The sequence below is a fragment of the Bradyrhizobium sp. 45 genome (assembly GCF_023073155.1).
Taxonomy (GTDB): domain Bacteria; phylum Pseudomonadota; class Alphaproteobacteria; order Rhizobiales; family Xanthobacteraceae; genus Bradyrhizobium; species Bradyrhizobium canariense_D.
This window is the reverse complement of the sequence record NZ_JADPIX010000100.1, coordinates 130,269-153,563: the sequence shown is the minus strand read 5'-3', so window position 1 is coordinate 153,563 and position 23,295 is coordinate 130,269. Positions and strand designations below refer to the sequence as shown.

Genomic DNA, 23,295 nt, shown 5'->3' with positions numbered 1-23,295 from the left:
TCCGATCATTTCACGGCCCCGGCGGTGAGGCCGCGCACGAAATACTTGCCGCCGATCAGATAGATCAGCAGGGTCGGCAGGGCGGCGATCATCACCGCCGCGCTCTGCACGCCATGCTGCGGGATGTCCGCGACTGCTGCGGATAGCGCGATCAGCGCGGCGGTGACGGGCTGTTGCTGACCAGTCGTGAATGTCACGCCGTAGAGAAATTCGTTCCAGATATGCGTGAACTGCCAGATCACGGTGACGACCAGAATAGGCGGCGAGAGCGGCAGGATGATGCGCCAGAAAATACGAAAGAACCCTGCGCCATCGATGCGCGCAGCTCTTATCAGATCCTGCGGGATGGCAGTGTAGTAGTTTCGGCAGAACAAGACCGTAAAGGAGAGTCCCTGGATCGTGTGGATCACGACCAGGCCCGTTAGCGTGTTCATCAGGCCCGTATCGCGCAACACGATGGTCCAGGGAAGCAAGCGCATCTGCTGGGGAAGGAAGAGGCCGAGGGTCACGATGCCGTAGATCCAGTTATCGCCGCGAAAACGCCAGAGCGACACGGCGTAACCGGCGACAGCACCGAGCAGGGTCGAGAAAATCGTCGCGGGAATCGTGACGAGCGCGGAGTTCAGCATGTACGGCCGGATGCCGGCGCAGGTCTCGGCGACGCAGAAACCGCTCCAGGCCGCGGCGTAGTTGCTCCATGCCCATTGCTTCGGCCAGCCGATCATCGACGCCTGCGCGATCTCCTCGTTGGTGCGGAGCGAGTTCAGCACGACAACAACCAATGGCGCGAGCCATGCTGCAGCGATCAGCGAGACGACGAGATAGATCAGAATCCGGCTTGGCGCGATGGTTCGCTCACGCATGGATCGCCCGCCGCCGCTGGACATAACGCCACGCTGCATAGGGCAGCAAAACCGCAAGAAGAATGAGCAACATGAGCACTGCCGCCGCCGCTCCGCGTCCGAGCAGGCTGCGCTGGAACATCAGGTCATAGACGACGAGGGCCGGCAGCTGGGTGGCGATCCCGGGTCCGCCATTGGTGAGCGCGCGGACGAGGTCGAAGGTCGAAATCGCGAACTGCAGCTGGATGACGATGACGGTGATGGTGATCGGCCAAAGGGTCGGCAGGATGACACGCCGGTACATTCGGATCGGTCCGGCGCCGTCGATCTGCGCGGCCTTGATCAGGTCGGCGTCGACGGAGCGAAGGCCGGCGAGGAACAGCGCCATGGCGAAACCGGACGATTGCCAGATCGCAGCGATGACAATGGTCCAAATGGCCATGTCGCGGTCGATCAGCCAGTCGAACCGGAAGGAGGTCCAGCCGAGGTCGCGGACCAGCTTCTGGATCCCGAGGCCGGGATTGAGCAGCCAACTCCAGACCGTGCCGGTGACCACGAATGACACCGCCAGAGGATAGAGGAAGATGGACCGCAGCAGATTCTCGCCGCGAATGCGCTGATCGAGCAGGATCGCAAGGATGAGACCGGTCGCCAGGCTCAGCAACACGAAGGCGCTGCCAAACAGCAGCAGATTGTCCAAGGCAATCTGCCAGTTCCGCGATGCGGCGACCGCAGAATAGTTGCGCAAGCCGACCCAGCCCGAGACCGGGACCAGAGTGGACGGCGTGAACGATATCCAGATCGTCCACAGCGTAAACGCAATGAGATGCGCGGCGGACAACAGCAGCGGCACCCAGATCGTCAGATATTCAGGCAGCCGGCGTACCCAGCCAGAGGCCGCCGGCCGGCCCGGTGTTGTCGAGACGGCGATCGTCAACGTGAGCTCTCGACGGCTTCGGCGAGGCGTATGGCCGCTTGCTCCGGCTTGATCGTCTTGTTCTTCACGTACTCCGTGATCACGTCGATCATCGCTGCGGTCATGCCGTTTTCCTGCGCCATGTTGTGCGCAAGGCTGAGGACGGCCTGATTGCTGGCAATCGCGTCTTTCAGGGCTGCTGCGGTCCGCCGTTGCCCGTCCGACCAGCCTTCGCCGGAGAGATCGACATCGGTGCGCACGGGGATCGATCCCGTGATCTGCGAATACATAGTCTGGATCGCCGGATCCATGACGAGCTGGGCCATCAGCGTCTGGCCGGCCTGCAGGTCGGGCTCCTTGCGCTGCCAGAATATGAAGGCATCGGCATTCAACAGGAAGACCGGCTTGCTATTGTCGCTCGGGCCCGGGGCGATGATGAAGTCCTCGAACTTGAAGCCGGCGTTGCGCAAGACGCCCTGCGCCCACCCGCCCATGATCATCATCCCCATGTCGCCGTCGACAAAGCGCTTCAAGTTGGTCGAAAAGTGCTGGGCGCCGACGTTGGGGTCCATCCAGTCGGCAATCTTGCGCACCTGTACGAAGGCAGCCTTTATCTCGGGGCCCTCCAGGGCCTTCTTGTCGAGATTCATGATGGCTGCGCGGTAAGCGGTGGGGCTGATGCCCGCCAAAGCGGCCTCGAATTTCTGGCCGTCGTCCGGGCGGGTGCCACCGTTGGCGATGGGATAGGGGACGCCGCCTGCTTTCATCTTCTCGGCGAGGTCGTTGAACTCAGCCCATGTGACGGGGACCTTGTCGGCCTTGGCCTTGTCCATCGCGCGTTTGGAGAGAAACAGCATGTTGGTGCTGTAGATCTGCAACGGCAGTGCAATCCACTTGCCCCCCGGCTTGTGCAATTTTGCAAGATCCGGAGCGACAACCTTTTCGTAGCCGGCGGCAGCGACGACGGCATCGAGATCGACGGTTGGGGCAATCTTGGACCAGGCCGCGATCTCGGGACCTTTGAGCTGCGAGCAGGCCGGCGGATCGCCGGCCATGATCTGGGCACGCAGCTTGTTCATCATCTCGGTGGTGAAGCCGGGGACGGGCGAGTGCTGCCAAACCCCGCCTTTCTCCTCGAATTTCTTGCCGAGTGCCGTGATGGCCGCCCCATCGCTACCTGCGGACCATTGCGAGATCGCAGTCAGACGCGGCTTGATCGCGCCTTGCGCGCGGGCGAATGCCGGCAGCGCGAGCGCGGCCGCAGATCCGGCGAGCAGTTGGCGCCTTGTTGTCGTGATCGGCATGGCAATTTCCTCCCGGTGTGAACTCTTTCGCGCGAGAGCCGCGCGGCATCAGGTACGTCAGGCGGCCTCGGCCGATGCGGCCGGCATGCCGCCGCGGCAAGCGAGGCAGAAAGACGCGAATGCCAGCGCCGCCCGCGGATCGTTGCCGTTCGACGGCGGCACGAAAGCGAGCGACACTTGCGCGTGTTTGCGGCCGCCCAACAGGCTGGCGTCGATCCCCTCGACGAGCGCGTTGCGATCGTCCTCGGTGAGGAGCGACGGCCAGCCGCTGATCGCGACGCCCTTGCATGGCTTCACGTTCAGCGTATTGCCGATCGCAAGGCCAAGCCGGAACAGCCGCCGGCGCAATTCCTGCCGCACGCGCGACGAGAGCGGCATCGCGGTCACCCACTCGCTGCCGAGCTCAAGCAACTCGGCTTCCGCGACGCCAAGAAGCTCGGCCAAAGCGGGAAGCGACGTATAAGCCTCGACGCAGCCATGATGACCGCAGCGGCAAATTGGTCCGTCGGCTCCGAACACCATGTGGCCGAGCTCGACCGGCTGGAGGACATCGTCCTCGACCGCGTCATCCATCCAGGTGCCCGCGACGCCCTGACCGACGAAGACGAAGAGATGCGCGCCGCTGAATGGATAATGCTCCGTGCGGCAACGGTGAAAGATGGCGTGCGCGACGACCGAATTGGTGAACTCGACCCGCACGCCGGGAAGCGTCTCGCCGAACATCTCGCTGATCCGCCCGACATCGCAGGGAATGATCGGATTGCCTGACGCGCCCAGCCGGCCGAGACCCGGAATCGAGACGCCGATCTGTGCGAGGGGGATACGTCGACGCCGCGTCCACTCGCGCAGCAATGTCATCGCTTCGCGAAACGCCCGGCCGACCGTCGCGACGGTCGGCGTCTTCGGCAGCGGCACATGCCCGGTGTAGTGCAGTTCGCCCGACAGGCCCCCGACCCCGACGCTGAGCCGCTGAGTGGTCAGCTCGAACGCCGCGAGCGCCACCGCCTTATCGAGCGACACGAGACCCGTGGGGCCACCGACATAAGGGGCAGGGCGCCGCACTTCCTCGATCAGGCCTTCGGCCTTCAGATCGAACAGGATGCGCGACAGGCTCGCTTCCGACAGGCGCACGGCCTTGGCCAGCGGCGGGCGAAAAGACCCGCCTGACTGAAGCAGGTGAGTCAAAATGGCAGCGCGCGTCTGCCGCCGACTTCTCGGCTGCTCCGGCATTTCCATCCCTGTCGTCATTCTTACTTAGAGTAAGAATTTGCGCGCGAAGCGTTGCGACGTCAAGCGTCGGCCGAGATATTGCGCCGACTTGTTGTTGTGCACGGCAGCAGGGTTGTGTCCGTGCAAAACAAAACGGCGCCATCCGGAGATGGCGCCGCTTCGAAAGCCGTGATGGGCTCGATCTTACTTCCGGTTGTTGATCGCAACGTAGTCGCGGCGGGTGACGCCGGTGTAGAGCTGGCGCGGACGGCCGATCTTCTGCTGCGGATCCTCGATCATCTCGCTCCACTGGCTGATCCAGCCGACGGTGCGGGCGACCGCGAACAGCACGGTGAACATCGAGACCGGGAAGCCCATCGCCTTCAGCGTGATGCCCGAATAGAAGTCGACGTTCGGGTAGAGCTTGCGGTCGATGAAGTACTGGTCGCTGAGCGCGATCTTCTCGAGCTCGAGCGCCACCTTCAGCATCGGATCGTCGCCATGGCCGGTCTCCTTGAGCACGGCGTGACACATCTTCTGCATGATCTTGGCGCGCGGATCGTAGTTCTTGTAGACGCGGTGACCGAAGCCCATCAGGCGGACTTCAGAGTTCTTGTCCTTCACCTTGGCGATGAACTCGGGGATCTTGTCGACCGAGCCGATCTCGGCGAGCATCGCGAGCGCTGCTTCGTTGGCGCCGCCATGGGCCGGGCCCCACAGGCAGGCGATGCCGGCCGCGATGCAGGCGAACGGGTTGGCGCCGGAGGAGCCGGCGATACGCACGGTCGAGGTCGAGGCGTTCTGCTCGTGGTCGGCGTGCAGGATGAAGATCTTGTCCAGCGCGTCAGCCAGCACCGGGTTGATCTTGTAGTCCTCGCACGGCACGGCAAAGCACATGTGCAGGAAGTTCTCGGCGAACTTCAGCGAGTTTTTCGGATACACGAAGGGCTGGCCGACCGTGTATTTGTAGGCCATCGCAGCCAGCGTCGGGATCTTGGCGATCATGCGCATGGAGGCGATCATGCGCTGCTTCGGATCGTTGATGTCGGTTGAGTCGTGATAGAACGCGGCGAGCGCGCCGACAGCCGCTACCATGATCGCCATCGGATGGGCGTCGCGGCGGAAGCCCTGGAAGAAGCGGGCCATCTGCTCGTGCACCATCGTGTGATGGATCACGCGGTCGTCGAAATCCTTCTTCTGCGCGGCGGTCGGAAGCTCCCCGAACAGCAGCAGATAGCAGGTCTCGAGGAAGTCGCCATTCTCGGCGAGCTGTTCGATCGGATAGCCGCGGTATTCCAGCACGCCCGCGTCACCGTCGATATAGGTGATCTTGGACTGGCAGCTCGCGGTCGAGGTAAAGCCCGGATCGTAGGTGAACAGGCCGGACTGGCCGTAGAGCTTGCCGATATCGATGACGTCGGGCCCGACGCTGCCGCTGTGGATCGGAAGATCGAAATTCTTGTTTCCGACCGTCAGTGTGGCGGTCTTATTGCTTGGTTTGGCGTCCATCAGAGGTCCCCGATGTATGGTGAAACGGGCCGGACCCGGAGGCCCCGATGAGATATCGCGGGGCAGGCCGGATGTTCCAGAAGGTACGGGTGAGATGGGTATATTATTGCTGTGTGCGCTGCAAGATGGCGCCACGCATGGTCGACTTACGTCGTAGGCTGGCCCTCAGCTAGTCCTTAGCCTGATCCTTAAGCCGGCCCTGGCTTTCCTGGCGTCCCAGGACGTCCAAAACCTCGAATATGCCGGGCGACGTCGTCCGACCGGTCAGCGCGGCCCGCAGCGGCTGGGCGACCGCGCCGAGCTTGAGACTATTTTCCTCGGCAAAGGCGCGCAGCGCGGCTTCCGCATTGGCCGCGCTCCACGTCTCGACTTTCTCCAGCGCGGAATGAAGCTGGCCGATCAGCTTGCGGTTCTCAGGCGTCAGCAGCGCCGCCGCCTTCGGGTCAAGCTCCAGCGGCCGGTCCGCGAAAATGAAATAGGCGCTGTCGATCAGCTCGATCAGCGTCTTGGCGCGCTCCTTCAGGGCCGGCATGGCCTTCAGGAGCTGCGCGCGCGTGGTGTCGTTTAACTTGGCCTTAAGCTCGTCGCGGCTGGGCACGACGTGGTCGAGCACGTCCTCGAACATCTTCACGAGTGATTGATCGTCGGCATTGCGGATGTAGTGGCCGTTGAGGTTTTCCAGCTTGGCAAAATCGAAGCGCGCTGCTGCGCGGCCGACGCTGGCAAGATCGAACGCCGCGATCATCTCCTCCGTCGAGAAGATTTCCTGGTCGCCATGGCTCCAGCCGAGCCGGACGAGATAGTTGCGGAGCGCGGACGGGAGGTACCCCATGGCGCGGTAGGCATCGACGCCAAGCGCGCCGTGCCTCTTGGAGAGCTTTGAGCCGTCCGGGCCATGAATCAGGGGGATGTGGGACATGCTCGGCAGCGTCCAGCCCATCGCGTCGTAGATCTGCTTTTGGCGGGCCGCGTTGATCAAATGGTCGTCGCCGCGGATGACGTGGGTGACGCCCATGTCGTGATCGTCGACCACCACAGCGAGCATGTAGGTCGGGTTGCCATCGCCGCGCAGCAGGACGAGGTCATCCAGATTCTCGTTCTGCCAGACCACGCGGCCCTGGACCTGGTCCTCGATCACGGTCTCGCCGGTCTGGGGCGCACGGAGCCGGATGGTGGGCTTTACGTCGGTCGGGGCCGTCGCCGGATCGCGGTCGCGCCACAGGCCGTCATAGAGGCGCGTGCGCCCCTCTGCGCGCGCCTTCTCGCGCATCGCGGTGAGCTCCTCGGCGGTGGCGTAGCAGCGATAGGCCTTGCCGTCGGCGAGCAGCTGCTCGGCGACCTCGCGGTGGCGGGCGGCGCGGCTGAACTGGTAGATGACGTCGCCATCCCAGCCGAGCTCCAGCCATTTCAGGCCGTCGAGGATGGCGCCGATCGCGGCCTCGGTGGAGCGCTCCCGGTCGGTGTCCTCGATCCGGAGCAGCATCTTGCCGCCGTGCTTCTTCGCATAGAGCCAGTTGAACAGCGCCGTGCGCGCGCCCCCGATATGGAGGAAGCCGGTCGGCGAAGGAGCGAAACGGGTGACGACGGGAGAGGTCATTCTTGGCAGGGCCTATGCATTGGAGGCGCTGGTATATAACAGGACCGGAGCATAACTAAAGCCCGGCAGCGGACCGCCAGGGGTTGCTTGAGACCTTGCTTAAGCCCTTGGCTCAGCCAAGGGAATTTGGCAGAAGGGCCGCTGATTTCCCTACAGGATTTTCGTAATGACAGAACCGGTGGCGAACGAGGTTGGGCGCGATTTCATTCGTGACATCATCCAGGCCGACCTCGAGGAGGCCAAATACAAGGAGATCGTGACCCGGTTCCCGCCGGAGCCGAACGGTTATCTCCATATCGGCCACGCCAAGTCGATCGCGCTCAATTTCGGCATCGCCCAAGAGTTTCCGGGCCGTTGCCATCTGCGCTTCGACGACACCAATCCGGTCAAGGAAGAGCAGGAATATATCGATTCCATCCAGGCCGACGTGCGCTGGCTCGGCTTCGACTGGGGCAAGAACCTGTTCTTCGCTTCGGACTATTTCGACCGCCTCTACGAATGGGCGGAGCAGCTGATCCGCGACGGGCTCGCCTATGTCGATGACCAGACCCAGGAGCAGATTCGTCTTGCGCGCGGCACGCTGACCGAGCCCGGCAAGAACTCGCCGTTCCGCGATCGCACCGTGGATGAAAACCTCGACCTGTTCCGTCGCATGAAGGCGGGCGAATTCCCGAACGGCGCGCGCGTGCTGCGGGCCAAGATCGACATGGGTGCGGGCAACATCAATCTGCGCGACCCCGTGCTGTACCGCATCCTGCATGCGCACCATCCGCGCACCGGGACCAAATGGAGCATCTATCCAAGCTACGACTATGCCCACGGCCAATCGGACGCCATCGAAGGCATCACGCACTCGATCTGCACGCTGGAGTTCGAGGACCATCGGCCGCTCTACGACTGGTTCATCGAGAAGCTGCCGGTGCCCTCGAAGCCGCACCAGTACGAATTCGCGCGGCTGAACCTGACCTACACGCTGCTGTCCAAGCGTGTGCTGACCCAGCTCGTCCGCGAGGGCCATGTCGCGGGCTGGGACGACCCGCGCATGCCCACCATGGCGGGCATGCGCCGCCGCGGCGTGCCGCCGGCCGCGCTTCGCGAATTCGTCAAGCGCATCGGCGTTGCGAAAGCCAATAGCGTGGTCGACGTCGGCATGCTGGAATTCTGCATCCGCGAGGAATTGAACCGCACGTCGCAGCGGCGCATGGCGGTGCTTAAGCCGCTCAAGATCGTGATCGAGAATTATCCCGAGGGGCAGACCGAGGAGCTCGAGGCGATCAACCATCCGGATGATCCCTCCGCCGGCACCCGCAAGATCACGTTCGGCCGTGAGCTCTATATCGAGCAGGACGACTTCATGGAGAACCCGCCGAAAAAGTTCTTCCGTCTGTCGCCGGGCAACGAGGTGCGGCTGCGCTACGCCTATTTCGTCAAGTGCACCGGCGTGATCAAGAACGATGCCGGCGAGGTGGTGGAGCTGCGCTGCACCTACGATCCCGCGACCAAGGGCGGCAACGCGCCCGATGGCCGCAAGGTCAAGGCCACCATGCACTGGCTGCCGGCGGCGACATCCGTGCCCGCGGAAATCCGCATCTACAATCAGCTGTTTGCCAAACCGAGCCCGGACGCCTCGAACTTCGCCGCCGACCTCAATCCGCAGTCACTGGAAATTCTCGCTAATGCCCGCGTCGAGGCATCGGTCGCGGAAAGCAATTCGACCGAGCCGATGCAGTTCGAGCGCCAGGGCTATTTCGTGCGCGACAAGGACTCGACGTCCGACAGACCGGTATTTTCCAGGACTATCGGTCTGCGCGACACGTTCGCGAAGGAAGTTGCCAAAGGCTGAAAAGAGCTGCGAGACCACAATGAGCAACGAAGCCGACGCTATCGTTTCCGGCATCATCGCGAAATGGCGCGCCGGCTTCGCCACGCTCGATGCGGCCGCGCTCTCATCGCTCTATGCGAGGAATGCCTTCTTCTTCGGCTCCAACCCAAAGCTCTACCGGGGCAGGGCCGGCGTCGCAGACTATTTCAACGGCCTGCCGCGCTGGCGCAAGCCGAGCGCGGTGTTTTCCGAGGTGACGGCGGCGCAGGCAGGTCCTGATCTGATCAATATGGCCGCGACCATCTCGTTCGATCTCGCCGGCGAACGCCCCGATTTCTCGGTCAAGATGAGCTGGGTCATCATGCGCGAGGACGGCGAGTGGAAGATCGTCAATCACCATGCTTCGTCGCAGGCGCCGCTGATCTGACGAGCGGGCACACGGCTTCGTCATTCTCGTGAGAGAACGAACGTGCTCCCCGCGCGTTGGGGTGGGTCCAACAAGGAACCCACCATGCAGAACATCGCAGAGCATATGGAAGTGATCGGCGCCGACGGCGTCCACATCGGCACCGTCGACAAGGTCGAAGGCAATCGCATCAAGCTGACCAAGAAGGACAGCGGCGAGGGCAGCCACAAGGGCCATCATCACTTCATCGACAAGGGTCTCGTCGCCGATATCGAGGGCAACAAGGTCAGGCTGTCGGCCAAGGCGGATGTGGCCGTGACGATGGAAGAGGAAAAGTAGCGGCCGCGCCCCTTCGTTCCTGATCCGTACCGCTATCCGCCCACCTGCACGTTCCGGTAGCTTCTGGCTTCGTTGCGTATCATCGAGTGCAGGGAATGGCGGAGCCGGGCCGGCCGGTACGATCGCAGGGGATCGCGGGGACGTGGCCCGCGGGCCGCGCCGCGTCCGCGGGCGGCCTCGCGCCTGCAGGCCTCGACCTCTGGACATCGCTGGCCGAGACCCTCCGCGCCTGGCTGCGCGCGCCGAGGCGGGCGCCGGGCGGCTGTTGCCGTGGGTGCCCGTCGCGTTTGGCTGCGGCATCGCGCTTTATTTCTCTGCCGATCATGAGCCGGTGCTGTGGGTCGTTGCCACGACCGCCATCGCGCTCCTGCTTGGCGCGGCTCTGTTGCGGCGGAGCCGGCTGTTCGCCCCGGCCATCATGATCGCGGCGGTCGCGGCCGGCTTTGCCGTCGCAACCTGGAAGACGGCGCGCATCGCCCACCCGGTGCTGGCAAGGGCGCTCTATTCGGTGTCGTTGTCGGGCTTCGTCGAGGCTCGCGACATCCGCGAGCGTACCGATCGTTTCGTGCTGCGCGTCACGGCGATGGAGGCGCAGCGCAGCGACGTCAGGCTCGAGCGCGTGCGCCTGTCGGTCCGCAAGGGCACCGCGCCGGAGGTCGGTAGCTTCGTTCAGCTGAAGGCACGGCTGATGCCGCCACTCGCGCCGGTGCGGCCCGGCAGCTACGACTTTTCGCGTGACATGTTCTTCCAGGGCATCGGCGCCTCCGGCTTCGCGATGGGCGCCATCACGGTGGCGTCGCCGCCTGAGACCGGCGGCTTACGGCTGCGTTACGCGGCCTTCATGCAAGGCCTGCGCGATGCGATCGATGCCCGCATCCGGGCGACGCTCGACGGCGACAATCGGGCGATCGCGACCGCGCTGCTCACCGGGCGGCGCGATGCGATCACCACGCCCGTCAACGATGCGATGTTCATCTCCGGCCTCGGCCACGTGCTCTCGATCTCCGGTTATCACATGGCCGTCGTTGCCGGCGTCGTGTTCTTCGCGGTGCGCGCGCTGCTCGCTCTGATCCCCGGACTGGCAGCCGGCTTCGCCATCAAGAAATGGTCGGCCGCCGCCGCGCTGGTCGCCGCTGCGTTCTACCTGCTGCTGTCGGGCGCGGAGGTCGCCACGCAAAGGTCGTTCTTCATGACGGCGGTGGTGCTGATCGCGGTGATGGTCGATCGCCGCGCCATCACCTTCCGCACGCTTGCTGTGGCTGCGCTGATCGTGCTGGCGGTCGCGCCGGAAGCGCTGGTGCATCCGAGTTTTCAGATGTCGTTTGCGGCAACGCTCGGCTTGGTCGCACTGGTGCAAATCGGCATGCCCAATTTGTTTGCCTCGCCGGACAATTCGGCGACTGCGCGCATTGCGATGTGGGGTGGGCGCGAGATTGCGATGCTGTTCATGGCTTCGCTGATTGCGGGACTTGCGACCACGCCCTATGCCGCCTTTCATTTCCACCGTGTCACGCCGTTCGGCGTGCTCGCCAATCTCGGCGCGATGCCCGTGGTCTCTGCGCTGGTGATGCCGGCGGGGCTGTTGGGGCTGCTTGCTGCGCCGTTCGGGCTGGACAGCGTGTTCTGGTGGCTGATGGGGATTGGCATCGAGTGGATGGTCGCGGTCTCGCGCTGGGTCGCGGCCTTGCCGGGCGCGGTGGGCCGCATCCCGGCGTTCGGGATCGCGCCGCTGATCGCGGCGAGCCTGGGAATCATTGTGCTCGGCTTGTTGCGCACGCCGCTGCGCTGGTCCGGCGCCCTGGTGCTGCTGGCAGCGATCCTCTGGGGACTGTCGGCGCGGCAGCCCGACATCCTGATTGCCGGGGATGGCGCGAGCGTCGCGGTGCGGGGCAGGGACGGATATCTGCACCTGATCAGGACGAACAAGGACGGCTTTCTGCTCAAGGAATGGCTCGCTGCCGACGCCGATCCGCGCGATGCGGGCAGAGCCTCGCTTGCCGATGGCGTGTCCTGCGACGAATCCGGCTGCGTGACGCCACTGGCCGACGGGAGGCTGGTCGCGCTGGCACTGCGCGTCGACGCTCTCGCAGACGATTGCAGTCGGGCCGCCCTGGTGGTGACGACTCGTCCCGCGCCGCCCGATTGCGCGGCGATGGTGGTCGATCGGCAGCGGCTCGCCAGCCAGAGCGCGCTGGCGCTGACGCAGCGTGGTGACGGTTTTGTGGTTCAGGCAGTGAGGGCGAGAGGCACGAGCCGCCCCTGGTTGCCGGCCGGCGCCGGCGAGGGTGATTTCGACGGCAGCCTCGCGCCAAAGTCGACCGCGCCTCGCATCAAGGACGCAACGCCGGCGGACACCGACCTGCAAGCCGACGATTGATCTGATGGTGCGGAGCAACGCAGTGGTTCGGTGCGTCCGTTCGGATTCGCGGGGCGCAAACCACACCATCTCGCCGGCCACGGCCGGCGATGGCGATTCAATCCTGACCTCCGACCTCGTAGCCGGAGGGCGGCTCTGTCAGCCGATCGGCAGGTGCGTGACGGTCGGCTGCCTGTCGGCGGTGATCTGCGCCTTGTGCTCGCGCTCGGTGACCGACTGAGTCACCGGCAGTTGCAGCACCGTCGCGCGCTGGCCTTCGACGAGCTGCGTCACCAGCACGTATTTGCCGTCGGGGAATTCGATCGCATCATGATGGCGGTCGGGAACGTGCGGATCGATCTTGCCGAACTTGCCGACGCGGGAATTGATGGTGCGCGTCCAGATCCAGCGATTGTCGTAGCGGACGTCGTCGGCGAAGGCGAGCTCCGTCCCCGGCAGCAGGCAGACGGCGACGGACGGATCGGCTGCAGAGGCGAAGCCGCGCGTCGAGGTGCCGCGGAAGCTTGTCGTGACGATCGTCTCGCCGACTTCGGCGGGGCGCGACGCGACGGCATGTAGGCTGTAGTCACACATCGGGTGCTCCTCATGCTGGGATAGCAACCCGCGTCTCTTATCGAGGCGCAGGCCTCTATCAGAGTGGAAGCACGAACGCTGTGCTTGGTTGTGGGCAAATCTGCGGCTGGCTTCCGCAAGCCGCGATCACATTATCTTTCCCGAATTCAATAGGAACAAAGCTCGCCGCGATGCATTCGGGAGGCGCGTACGCGAACATTGCCAACTTGGCTGCAACGGCCGAACTTGACCGCTGGTCGCTGTTTCCTCGAACAACCGAGCCGCGAAGCGGTGCTGCTTGAAGCGGTGCTGCTTCGTCGGCGTGGCGAGGAGCCAGCGTTGGAGGAGGGGCCGGATAGTCTGTGCAGAACCAGAAAGGCTATCCAGCCGGAGCGGACGATGATCCGCTCCAATCTCTGACCGGCGATGCCGATCGGAAGCGCGCGAGGCGCCAAGCACCTCCGGCATGAAGTGCTTCCGATATGAAGTACTGCCGATAGAAAGACTCCCGGTATCAGTACTTCCGGTAAAGCCCGATCAGCTTGCCCTGAATCTTCACCCGGTTGGGCGGCAGGATGCGGACCTCATAGGCCGCGTTGGCGGGCTCGAGCGCGATCGAGGCGCCGCGACGGCGGAAGCGCTTCAGCGTCGCTTCCTCGTCGTCGATCAGCGCCACCACGATGTCGCCGGTATCGGCGCTCTCGTTGCGCTGGATCAGGGCCATGTCGCCGTCGAGAATGCCGGCTTCGACCATCGAGTCGCCGCGCACTTCCAGCGCGTAATGCTCGCCCGAGCCGAGCATGTCAGGCGGTACGCTGATAGTATGGCTGCGGGTCTGCAACGCCTCGATCGGCGTGCCGGCCGCGATGCGGCCCATCACCGGCACCGCGACGGGACGTTCGCCCTCGTCAGCGGGCAGGCTCGCGCTCGCACGCACCTTGCCGAGATTGCCCTCGATGACGCTCGGCGTGAAGCCGCGGCGGCTGCCAGCGGCTGCCTGGAGCTCCGGCAGCTTGATGACTTCAATCGCACGGGCGCGGTTGGGCAGGCGTCGGATGAAGCCACGCTCCTCGAGCGCCGTGATCAGGCGATGGATGCCCGACTTCGAGCGCAGATCGAGCGCATCCTTCATCTCGTCGAAGGAGGGCGGCACGCCGCTTTCCTTCAGACGTTCACTGATGAACCGCAGAAGCTCGTATTGTTTGCGCGTTAACATCTCGACCAAAGTCCCCCGGTTGATGTCGTCCGATTCCGAGACGCTGAATTCGGCCATAAGCCGCTGCATGCTCGAAACAAATCATGAACAGACACTATATGTTCGATACATGTTCCGCAACTGCTTAATTTACCGTGAACAGAGCAAAGTGCGCGGAACGCGCGTTGCGGGGGCGCTCAGACGGGGAGCCGCAACACTTCGCAAGCCGTGCCGGCTTCGGCCTTCGGCGCGAATGGTGCGCGGACGAGAAGTACCTGTGCTGCAGCGAGATTCGCAAGCAGCGAAGAGTCCTGATGATTGACGGGAACAACGACGCGTGTGCCATCGTCACGCTCCTCAAGATGCGCGCGCAGATAGTCCTCGCGCTGGTCGTTGGCGCCGACGTCGCGGCCGAGCACGGCGCGTTCATGGCGATGGTGAATCACTGAACGGCCCGACAGGGCGCGAATCAGCGGCACCATGAACAGGAAAGCGCACACGTAGGACGATACGGGATTGCCCGGCAGGCCGATCACACCCATTGCGCCGAGTCGCCCGTGCATCATCGGCTTGCCTGGCCGCATCGCGATCTTCCAGAACGCCATCGCGATGCCTTCGTCCCGCAGTGCCTGCTGGACCAGATCGTGGTCGCCGACCGATGCGCCGCCGGTCGTGATCAGGACGTCGGCGCCGCTCTCGCGGGCGCGGCGGATGCCGGCGGTGGTGGCCTCGAGCGTGTCGGCGGCAATACCGAGGTCGATGGTCTCGGCGCCCTCGCTGCGGGCGAGCGCGTGCAGGGCGTAGCCGTTGGAATAGACGATCTGGCCGTGGCCGGGCGTGGTGCCCGGCATCACCAGCTCGTCGCCGGTGGCGAGAATCGCGACCTTCGGACGCCTGACAACGGCAAGGTGCGGATGATTCATCCCGGCGGCGAGCGCGAGGTCTCGCTCGGTCAGACGGCTTCCCTTGCGCAGGAGCACGTCGCCCTCGCGGAAATCGACGCCGGCGGGGCGGATGTGCCGGCCGGCGATCGCGGCTTCCTTGATCGTGATGCGCTTGCCGGCGGCGACCGTGTCCTCCTGGATCACGACGGCGTCCGCGCCAAAGGGAACGACGCCGCCGGTGAAGATCCGCACGGCCTCGCCGGCTCCGACCGTCCCCTCGAACGGTCGGCCCGCTGCGACTTCGCCGATGACGGTGAGCTCCGAATCGATCGTCGCGGCGTCGGCCGCGCGCACCGCGTAGCCGTCCATCGCCGACATCGCTTGCGGCGGCTGCGTGCGCCGCGCCACGACGTCACGCGCGAGCACGCGATGGTAGGCCTCGTCGAGGGAAATCATTTCTTCCGGCAGCGGCTCTGCACCCGCCAGCACCGCGGCAAGCGCGTCAGAAACCGGCATCAAGGCCACGGCGAAAACTCCTGCTCGGCACGTTCGGGCGAATGTTCCGCACGTCTTCTAGCCGAGCGCAGGCGCAGAGGCAAAAGCGGCTGAGCAGGCACAGTCATCCCGCCCCTTCACATTGTTCCGGAAGGCAGGATCAAGCGCGTCGCGGCATGATCCGAAGGAGGTCACAGATCGGCAGGAGAGTGGTCATGGAAGCGACGAAAATCATGGCAAGGCGAGAACGCGCCATGGCCTGAATCGATCAGCTCCCTGCCTGCCCGGGAGTTACGTCGGGCGCCTTGGATCCCTGATCCTTGTCGGGCAGCGGGTCGGCTTGGGATTTCAGGTCGGCGGCCTTGCTCACAAGCTTGGCGGAAAGGTCCGAATCTGAAGTTGTCCTCGCGAATTCAAGAAGAAGAGAGGCCTGCTTGGTGAGGTAGGTTTTGCCCAGCACGATGATGCATCCGTCCGTAGAAGTCCCGACGGACTCTAAGAGTCCGGAAGGCGGTATTCCGTTCCCGGAACTCTGTATAAAAATGTACAAAGTGATCCGGTTCCTCAATTTTTCAAAATTGGTCCGTCGGGCCGTGCCGTCGTGGGTTTCGCGACAACGGACCGTCGTCAAATGCCCAATGCCTTCAATGCGTTCCCGACGTCACGCGGCGAGGTCACATGCACCGCCGTCAAGCCGCGCGCGCGCGCTCCCTCGATGTTTTCGGCAAGATCGTCGAAGAACACGATGCGCCCGGCGGGCACGCCGATCGCCGCAACGACGTGGTCGAAGGCCTCCGCATCCGGTTTGCGCAGGCCGATGCTGGACGACAAATACAGCTCGCGGAAATGGCCGAGGAGGTCGGCATATTCCCTCGAGAAATGGTCCACGTGCGGCCGGTTGGTGTTGGAGAAAGCATAGAGCGGCATCTGTTTCGCTGCGCGCGGCAGCAGCTCGGCGATGTCAGGCATTTCGCCGGCGAAAATCGCGTTCCAGCCTTCCAGGAACTGCGCATCCGAAATGCCGATTCCGAGCGAGGCTCGCAATGAGGCGAAATAGTCCTCATCGCTGATCTTCCCCATCTCGTGCAACCGATAGGCTTCGCTGTCCCGCACATAGCGCGCGACGATGGCTTCGGGCTTGCAGCCGGCATGTCCCGCCCAGCAGGCGATCGCCTTGGAGAAATCGATATCGAGCACGACGCGGCCGAGATCGAACAGGAGCGCATCCGCGCTGCCGGGAGAGAGCGATGTCACCTGCGTCCTTTCACTCAGTATCGATACGGCTCGTGGTCGAACAGCGGAAACGCGCTGAACACACTCGGCGCGTTGGTTGCGGTCGCCTGGTGCAGGCAGGATTTGTTGACCTCGGCGAACGAGGTCGCACCCAAGAGGCCGAGGCAGCGCAGCACTTCGTCCTCGAGCAGTTCCAGCATGCGCGCCACGCCGGCTTCGCCGGCCGCCGCCAGCGCCCAGCATTGCAGCCGGCCGATGCCGACGAGGTCGGCGCCCGCCGCGATCGCCTTGACGATGTCGGTGCCGCGACAGACACCGCCATCGACCATGATCTTGGCGCGGCCGTTCACGGCGTCGACGATCTCGGGCAGCACGTGCATGGCGCCGCGACCGTGATCGAGCTGACGGCCGCCATGGTTGGAGACGTAGATCCATTCGACGCCGTGATCGATCGCGATCAGCGCGTCCTCCGGCGTCGCGATGCCCTTGAGGATCAGCGGGATCTTGAACTTGTCCTTGATCATCTTCACCGTCCGCCACTCCAGACCCTTCTGGTAATCGCCCCCGGTGGCGCGCAAGCGGCTCTCGCGAACGTAGCGCTTGGCGATGTCACGTTCGCGGCGGCTGTAGTGGGCGGTGTCGACGGTCAGGCAGAAGGCGGCGTAGGCGTTCTTCTCGGCCCGGCTGACGACGTCGGCGACGAAGGCGTCATCGCCGCGCACATAGAGCTGGTAGAGCCGCAGCGCGTCGGACGCAGCTTCGGCGGTCTTTTCTAGGCCGGGCTCGGACACCGAACTGAGCATGTGCGCCGCACCGAAAGTGCCGCAGGCGCGTGCCACGCTCGCCGCACCATCCGGATCGAAGATCTCGAGCGCGCCGACCGGGGCGAGGACCACGGGCAGGCGCATCTTGCGGCCGAACTGTTCGACCGAACCTGTAACCTTGCGAACATCGCGCAGCACGCGCGGGCGGAAAGCGATCTCGTCCAGCGCCATGCGGTTGCGACGCATCGTGGTCTCGGTCTCGGCCGCGCCGACGATATAGTCCCATGCATTCTGGTTGAGGTTGGCGCGGGCTTTCCGGATGAATTCATGCAGATTCTGGAACGGCTCGGTGCTGGCGCCGAGCTCGACGTTCCTTTCCGGTTGGATGCGGGGTGCTTCGTTCATTGTTATCCTCCCGAGAATTTGAAGCCTTCCCTGATCGCCTAACCCGTCCGGGGCGCCAAAACCATCCTAAAATGGCATGGCTGCGAGGCGCGGGCCGGCCGGCCGACCCCCGCTGCGCACGAACCGGTCCTGCAACGTTGCCGAAAGTTTAGGTCCGGACCAACCGATTTTTACGGTGTACCCGCCGGCGTGGCATCCCGGCCTTGAAGAAACCAGAATGGTATTGTGAGAAGCAGGCTGGATCGCCATTTGCATGGCGGCTCCCAGCCCACCGAACCGCGAAGCAAAAAGGCCAGCCTATCCATGCGGAAAACCCTGCTGTTTCCACTGGGCGCGCTCACCGGAGCGTGTCTGACCCTTTTGGTAGCCAGTCCGCACGGCGGCGTTTGGGCGGCACGGGCGGCAGCGAGCGCGGATGACGCCTATTCCAAGCTCAATCTGTTCGGCGAAGTGTTCGAGCGGGTGAAGGCGAGCTATGTCGAGAAGCCTGACAATGCCAAACTGATCGAAGGCGCGATCACCGGCATGGTGACCTCGCTCGATCCGCACTCGCGCTACATGAACGACAAGGCCTGGACCGAGATGCAGGAGACCACCTCCGGCGAGTTCGGCGGGCTCGGCATTGAGGTCACGATGGAGGAGGGGCTGGTCAAGGTCGTCTCGCCGATCGACGACACGCCGGCATCCAAGGCCGGCATCATGTCGGGCGACCTCATCAGCAAGATCGACGGCGATGCCGTGCAGGGCATGACGCTCGAGCAGGCCGTCAACAAGATGAAGGGGCCGGTCGAGACCCAGACCAAGCTCACGATCGTGCGCAAGGGCGCCGACGCCCCGCTCGACGTCGCGATCAAGCGCGAGATCATCCATGTGCGTCCCGTGCGCTTCCACGTCGAGAACGGGGATATCGGCTATATCCGCGTCACCTCGTTCAACGAGCAGACCACCGATGGCCTGAAGAAGGCGATCGCATCGATCACCAAGGAGGTTCCGCCGGAGAAGCTGGTAGGCTACGTGATGGACCTGCGCAACAATCCGGGCGGATTGCTCGACCAGGCCGTGTCGGTGTCGAGCGCGTTCCTGCAGCGTGGCGAGGTCGTCTCGACCCGCGGCCGCAATCCGGAAGAGACCCAGCGCTTTACCGCCCATGGTGGCGACCTCACCAAGGGCAAGCCGCTGGTGGTTCTCGTCAACGGCGGCTCCGCCTCAGCCTCGGAAATCGTGGCCGGCGCGCTGCATGACCACAAGCGCGCGACGCTGATCGGCACGCGCTCGTTCGGCAAGGGCTCGGTGCAGACCATCATTCCGCTCGGCACCGGCAACGGCGCGCTGGCGCTGACCACGGCGCGCTACTACACGCCCTCGGGCCGCTCGATCCAGGCCCAGGGCATCGCGCCCGACATCGAGATCCTCCAAGACGTGCCGCCCGAGCTGAAGGGCCGGATGGACACCATGGCGGAGTCCCAGATGCGCGGTCATCTCCAGGCAGCCGACGGCACCGAGCAGACCGGATCGCAGTCCTATGTCCCACCGGAAGCGAAAGACGACAAGGCCCTGCATACGGCCTACGACTTCCTGCACGGCCAAACCGCGAATGCGGTCGCCGCCAAGCCGGCGTCGAAGGCTGCGGTGCCGAACTAGGCGCTCGCGACGGTAAGGTGTTGATCGCCCGGGAGCGGATAGCCGTTCCCGGGCGAACTTGTTTCGGGACGCTGTGTCAGCTCGGGTTCATGGCCGCGAAGGTGGCCTCGTAGCAGTCATCGCGCTCGGCCCAGCGGCGGGCGCGGTCGCGCTCGACCAGACCTCGCCGCCGGGATGAACCCGCAACTCCAGCAATTGCATGACCTCCGCGACACCTGCGTCGTGTGTATCGAGGAGAGCTTCTGGGAATGCCGCTGCGCCGACCACGAGGTCCGAACTAGCTTGCCTCGCGGCGGCGGCCTTCGTTGCCGCCGCGCCGGGCGAGACGGCTGCGATGAGCTGCGAACAGCTCCAGCACCTTGTCGGCGGGCTTTGCGGCGCTGAACAGATAGCCCTGCATCTCGGAGCAGCCGAGCGCGCGCAGCAACCGCTGCTGCTCCTCGGTCTCGACGCCCTCGGCCGTGGTGGTCATGCGGCGGGCGGCCGCGAGATTGACGACCGCCTGCACGATGCTGGCGGAGCCGTCGGGGCCGGCGATGTCGTTGACGAAGCAGCGGTCGATCTTGATCTTGTCGAACGGGAAGCGGTGCAGATAGCTCAGCGAGGAGTAGCCGGTGCCGAAATCGTCCAGCGCGATGCGGACGCCGATGGCGCGGAGTTGATGCAGGATCGCAAGCGCCGTGTCGTCGTCGCGGATCAGCACCGCCTCGGTGATTTCGAGCTCGAGCCGGCTCGCCGACAAATTGGAGGCGGCAAGCGCCGCCATGATCTTCAGCGCCAGCGTGCCGCTCTTGAATTGCACCGGCGAGACGTTGACGGCGAGGCGGATGTCGTCAGGCCAGTTCGCCGCGTCCCGGCAGGCGGTCGCCAGCACCCATTCGCCGATCTCGTTGATCAGGCCGGTGTCCTCGGCGATCGGAATGAACTCCGCCGGCGAGACCATGCCGCGCTCGGGATGGCGCCAGCGCACCAGCGCCTCGCAGCCGGTGATGCGGTCGACCTTCAGGCTGAGGCAGGGCTGGTAATACACCTCGAGGCCGCCTTCGAGCCCGCCTTGAGCGATGGCGTGGCGCAGGTCGATCTCGAGCTGCCGCCGCTCGTGGATCTTGGCGTCCATCTCCGACTCGAAAAAGCGATAGGTGCGGCGCCCCGCGGCTTTGGCGGCGTACATCGCCATGTCCGCGTTCTTCAGGATCTGGTCCAGCGCCGTTCCATGTTGCGGCGCCAGCGCGATGCCGATGCTGGCGTCGGTGGCAAGATGATGCCCCATGCAGTCGAACGGCGCCCGGATGGCCTCAAACACCCGCGCGACGAGCTCGCTGACCTGATCCGGCGATGTCACCGCGCTCTGGACGATGGCAAATTCGTCGCCGCCGAGGCGCGCCACGAAGTCCGCCGGCCCCGCACAGCGGTGGAGGCTCTGCGCGACCGACTTCAGGAGCTCGTCGCCGACGAGATGCCCGAGCGCGTCGTTGACGCCCTTGAACTCGTCGATGTCGATGTAGTGCACCGCGAGTTGTTCGCCGCCGGCGACGAGATCGAGTTCCTGACGCAGATGCTCGTGGAACATGGTGCGGTTGGGCAGGTCGGTCAGTGCGTCGTAATGAGCGAGATGGGTGATGCGCTCCTCGATACGCCGGCGCTCCGTGATGTCCTCATGCGTCGCCACCCAGCCGCCGTCCGTGAGCGGTTCGTTCACGATCTGGATCGAGCGACCGTCGGAGGTCTCGACCACCATGGAATTGCGCACGTGGACGTCGCGCAGGACCCGTGCGACATACTGGTCCGCATCGCCGGTGAACGAGCCGGTGGCTTTGCGGTGTGCAATGATGTCGTGAAAGCTGCAGCCGGGTCTCACGATTTCGGCCGACAGCCCGTACATCTCGATGTAGCGCTGATTGCAGATCACGAGCTGCTGCGAGGCGTCGAACAGCAGCAGGCCCTGGGTCATGTTGTTGACGGCGCGGTCGAGACGCTGCTTTTCCAGCGTCAGCCGTTCCCGCGAAAGACGATGCTGCTCCAGGAGCTTGCGAACGATCGCGATCAACACGCCCGCGATGGCGAGCGCGGAAGAGGCCGCGACCGAGATCAGGATGCCGATCTGCTCGCGCCAGTCCGTCAGGGCCGTCGCGCGCGTCGTGGTGGCCATCATCAGGATCGGGAAGTGAGGCAGGGCATGTGAGGAAATCAGCCGGTCCTCGCCGTCGACGGGGCTCATGAAGCGGCCGGTAAAATGGTCGAGCCCGAAAACCCTTTGATGCGCGAACGGACCGTTCTTGAAATTCCGTCCCATCAATTCACTGGAATGGGGATAACGGGCGAGCATCGTGCCGTCCCGGTGCAGCATCGAGATCGTCGTGCTTTCGCCGAGCACGGCTGACTCGAAGAATTTTTCGAAGTTTGCCGGCTCGATGCCGCGTCCGACCACACCCATGAATTCGCCGTTCGGTCCGACGACCTTGCGCACGATCAGGATGGTCCATGCGCCGGAGATGCGACTGTAGAGTGGCTCGATCAGGACGTCGGGAGCGTCGGGATCGTACCGGAAGGTCTGGAAATAGGCGCGATCGGCAACGTTCACGTTCGGGGCCGGCCATGCCGCCGACGAATTGATCAAATTGCCTTCGGCATCTATGATATTGACGCCGCCCATGTAGGGCAGTGCTCGATCTTCGAACGCAGCATCCGGTGGAGGTCCTGGCCGGCGAGGCGCTTGCGATAGTCCGCCGCACTGGTGATGCCGCTTGCGCGGACGTAGTCGACGAAATCCTTCTGGATGACCGCGAAATCCTGCAATTGCTGGTCGAAATGATGGGCCAGCATCAGCACGGTGTTTTCCAGCTCGCGCCCGGAGCTGCGCAGCGCACGTTCGCGGAAATTCTGCGCCATCAGCGTCGCGCCGACGGCGATCGCAGCGATCAACAGCGTGCCGCCCACCACCAGCCAGCGGATCGGTCCGCTGCGCACGAAGGCCTGGTCAAAAAGGCGACTGCCGAATCCCGTCATCATGATCGATCGTTGTCGTGCACACGCCAGGGTCAATTCTTGGCCCCGGAAACATCCGTTGGTTTACGGGAACGGAGTGGAGGCGAAGTTAGCAAGCTGGGTTAATGGGCCGTGAAGGGACCCTCGCAAAAGCAATCAATATGCGATCGAGTATGGGCTGATTGCGCTCGCGATCGTCGCCGTGGTGGACGGCCTGGGCAGCAAGCTCAATTCAAAATTCGGGTCGATCAGCGCGTCGTTGAAGTAGCAGCCGCAATCAGACGCGGTAATGGCCGGACTTGCCGCCGAGCTTCTCGACCAGATGGATGCCTTCGATGCGCACGCCGCGCTCCACCGCCTTGATCATGTCGTAGATGGTGAGGCAGGCGACCGAGACGGCGGTGAGCGCTTCCATCTCGACGCCGGTCGGGCCCGTGACCTTCACGCTGGCGCGGACGAGGCAGCCCGGCAGCGTTGCGTCTGGCTCGATCTCGACCGTCACCTTCGACAGCGCGAGCGGATGGCAGAGCGGGATCAGCTCCGCGGTGCGCTTGGCGGCCATGATGCCGGCGATGCGGGCGGTGCCGAGCACGTCGCCCTTCTTGGCGTTGCCGGACACGATCAGGTCAAGCGTCGCCCTGGTCATGACGACGCGTCCTTCCGCGACCGCGAGCCGCTCGCTGGCGGGCTTGTCCGACACGTCAACCATCCGCGCCTCGCCGGAGGCGCCGATATGGGTGAGGGCAGGGCCGGTCTTGGTCTTGGACTGGGTCTTGGACTCGGACTTGGCTGGTTTCGTCGCGGTCGGCTTGCGGGCCAT

The 23,295-nt window shown here is 64.4% G+C and carries 18 protein-coding genes and 2 pseudogenes; 6 read left to right on the top strand and 14 right to left on the bottom strand.

Features of this window, described 5'->3' with window-relative positions; all coding sequences use genetic code 11:
* Positions 1-5 precede the first annotated feature (5 nt).
* The 6 genes from IVB42_RS15660 to gltX form a co-directional block, all read right to left on the bottom strand.
* Positions 6-863: a carbohydrate ABC transporter permease gene (locus IVB42_RS15660; RefSeq protein ID WP_018458097.1), complete on the bottom strand. Its 858-nt coding sequence runs from the start codon at positions 861-863 to the stop codon at positions 6-8.
* Positions 856-1,779: a sugar ABC transporter permease gene (locus tag IVB42_RS15655; RefSeq protein ID WP_085362119.1), complete on the bottom strand. Its 924-nt coding sequence runs from the start codon at positions 1,777-1,779 to the stop codon at positions 856-858. The genes IVB42_RS15660 and IVB42_RS15655 overlap by 8 nt, the downstream gene beginning before the upstream one ends.
* Positions 1,776-3,062: an ABC transporter substrate-binding protein gene (locus tag IVB42_RS15650; protein ID WP_085353258.1), complete on the bottom strand. Its 1,287-nt coding sequence runs from the start codon at positions 3,060-3,062 to the stop codon at positions 1,776-1,778. The genes IVB42_RS15655 and IVB42_RS15650 overlap by 4 nt, the downstream gene beginning before the upstream one ends.
* Before the next feature lie 57 nt (positions 3,063-3,119).
* Positions 3,120-4,298, bottom strand: coding sequence for an ROK family transcriptional regulator (locus IVB42_RS15645; protein ID WP_198957573.1), 1,179 nt, complete (start codon positions 4,296-4,298; stop codon positions 3,120-3,122).
* A 177-nt stretch (positions 4,299-4,475) separates the two neighbouring features.
* Positions 4,476-5,780, bottom strand: a complete 1,305-nt coding sequence (gene gltA / locus IVB42_RS15640) for a citrate synthase (RefSeq protein ID WP_018458093.1) — start codon at positions 5,778-5,780, stop codon at positions 4,476-4,478.
* Between the two features lie 169 nt (positions 5,781-5,949).
* Positions 5,950-7,377, bottom strand: coding sequence for a glutamate--tRNA ligase (gene gltX, locus IVB42_RS15635; protein WP_085353254.1), 1,428 nt, complete (start codon positions 7,375-7,377; stop codon positions 5,950-5,952).
* Positions 7,378-7,543: 166 nt separating this feature from the next.
* Here gltX and IVB42_RS15630 point away from each other — a divergent pair, with 166 nt between their 5' ends.
* The 4 genes and pseudogenes from IVB42_RS15630 (at position 7,544) to IVB42_RS15615 (ending at position 12,321) form a co-directional block, all read left to right on the top strand.
* Positions 7,544-9,220, top strand: a complete 1,677-nt coding sequence (locus IVB42_RS15630) for a glutamine--tRNA ligase/YqeY domain fusion protein (protein WP_085395031.1) — start codon at positions 7,544-7,546, stop codon at positions 9,218-9,220.
* Positions 9,221-9,239: 19 nt separating this feature from the next.
* Positions 9,240-9,626, top strand: coding sequence for a nuclear transport factor 2 family protein (locus tag IVB42_RS15625; protein WP_018458090.1), 387 nt, complete (start codon positions 9,240-9,242; stop codon positions 9,624-9,626).
* Positions 9,627-9,710: 84 nt separating this feature from the next.
* The gene (locus IVB42_RS15620) at positions 9,711-9,944 is read left to right on the top strand and encodes a DUF2171 domain-containing protein (RefSeq protein WP_007610829.1); all 234 of its coding nucleotides are present in this window, start codon (positions 9,711-9,713) and stop codon (positions 9,942-9,944) included.
* A 95-nt stretch (positions 9,945-10,039) separates the two neighbouring features.
* Positions 10,040-12,321, top strand: a pseudogene (locus IVB42_RS15615) (ComEC/Rec2 family competence protein).
* A gap of 138 nt (positions 12,322-12,459) precedes the next feature.
* Here IVB42_RS15615 and IVB42_RS15610 read toward each other — a convergent pair.
* The 6 genes from IVB42_RS15610 to IVB42_RS15585 all read right to left on the bottom strand — a co-directional run bounded on the left by IVB42_RS15610 (position 12,460) and on the right by IVB42_RS15585 (position 17,849).
* Entirely contained in the window at positions 12,460-12,894 is a 435-nt protein-coding gene (locus IVB42_RS15610; protein ID WP_018458088.1) for a hypothetical protein, read from the bottom strand.
* Between the two features lie 493 nt (positions 12,895-13,387).
* Entirely contained in the window at positions 13,388-14,089 is a 702-nt protein-coding gene (gene lexA / locus IVB42_RS15605) for a transcriptional repressor LexA (protein WP_026233499.1), read from the bottom strand.
* A gap of 176 nt (positions 14,090-14,265) precedes the next feature.
* A complete protein-coding gene (glp, locus tag IVB42_RS15600; protein ID WP_247397126.1) occupies positions 14,266-15,477 on the bottom strand; it encodes a gephyrin-like molybdotransferase Glp in 1,212 nt (403 codons plus the stop codon).
* A 238-nt stretch (positions 15,478-15,715) separates the two neighbouring features.
* Entirely contained in the window at positions 15,716-15,907 is a 192-nt protein-coding gene (locus tag IVB42_RS15595) for a hypothetical protein (protein ID WP_026233498.1), read from the bottom strand.
* A gap of 167 nt (positions 15,908-16,074) precedes the next feature.
* Positions 16,075-16,701: an HAD family phosphatase gene (locus tag IVB42_RS15590; protein WP_085395035.1), complete on the bottom strand. Its 627-nt coding sequence runs from the start codon at positions 16,699-16,701 to the stop codon at positions 16,075-16,077.
* A 14-nt stretch (positions 16,702-16,715) separates the two neighbouring features.
* Positions 16,716-17,849 (bottom strand): alpha-hydroxy acid oxidase, encoded by a 1,134-nt coding sequence (locus tag IVB42_RS15585; protein ID WP_018458083.1) that lies wholly within the window; start codon positions 17,847-17,849, stop codon positions 16,716-16,718.
* Positions 17,850-18,152: 303 nt separating this feature from the next.
* Here IVB42_RS15585 and IVB42_RS15580 point away from each other — a divergent pair, with 303 nt between their 5' ends.
* Positions 18,153-19,490 carry a S41 family peptidase gene (locus tag IVB42_RS15580; protein WP_026233497.1) on the top strand — a complete coding sequence of 446 codons (1,338 nt, stop codon included), beginning with the start codon at positions 18,153-18,155 and terminating at the stop codon, positions 19,488-19,490.
* 277 nt (positions 19,491-19,767) lie between these two features.
* Here IVB42_RS15580 and IVB42_RS15575 read toward each other — a convergent pair.
* A pseudogene (locus tag IVB42_RS15575) lies at positions 19,768-22,499 on the bottom strand (EAL domain-containing protein).
* Between the two features lie 142 nt (positions 22,500-22,641).
* On the opposite strand from IVB42_RS15575, the gene IVB42_RS15570 reads away from it, so the two are divergent.
* Entirely contained in the window at positions 22,642-22,743 is a 102-nt protein-coding gene (locus IVB42_RS15570) for a Flp family type IVb pilin (RefSeq protein ID WP_085353576.1), read from the top strand.
* Between the two features lie 9 nt (positions 22,744-22,752).
* On the opposite strand, the gene moaC is transcribed toward IVB42_RS15570, so the two are convergent.
* Entirely contained in the window at positions 22,753-23,295 is a 543-nt protein-coding gene (moaC, locus tag IVB42_RS15565) for a cyclic pyranopterin monophosphate synthase MoaC (RefSeq protein WP_247296584.1), read from the bottom strand.